This is a genomic window from Seohaeicola saemankumensis, assembly GCF_021021435.1.
Lineage (GTDB): Bacteria > Pseudomonadota > Alphaproteobacteria > Rhodobacterales > Rhodobacteraceae > Seohaeicola.
In genome coordinates this window covers 1-314 of sequence record NZ_JAINWI010000074.1, presented here as the reverse complement: position 1 = coordinate 314, position 314 = coordinate 1, and the positions used below count along the sequence as shown (strand labels likewise).

Annotated in this window: 1 protein-coding gene; it reads right to left on the bottom strand. The window is 64.0% G+C overall.

Going from position 1 to position 314, the window contains the following annotated elements:
• Positions 1 to 314: IS110 family transposase (locus K7H22_RS20020; protein WP_230802563.1), on the bottom strand; the 314-nt coding region annotated here is incomplete at both ends.

The window sequence follows — 314 nt, the reverse complement described above, 5'->3', positions numbered from 1 at the left end:
CGCGCAGGAATTTACGCCCGCCCTGAATGAATGCTTTGCCCCTCCATTGGCCTGACTGTCGGGTCATCGGCGCGAGGCTGGCGATCTGTTTGCGGCTCAGGGTGCCGATTTCCGGGCACTCGATCAGGATCGCGGCGGCCGTGACCCGCCCCAGCCCCGGTATCGAGCACAGAATGTCGAAGGCGCGTGCGTGTTTCGGGCATTCGCGCAGGAGCTGGAGCAGCGCGGCCTCCAGCTCGGCGAGCTGACGTTTGATCTGCTCGATCCGGGCTTTGGACTGGCGTTTTGTCAAGGTCAGGGTCTGGGTCTTCAGG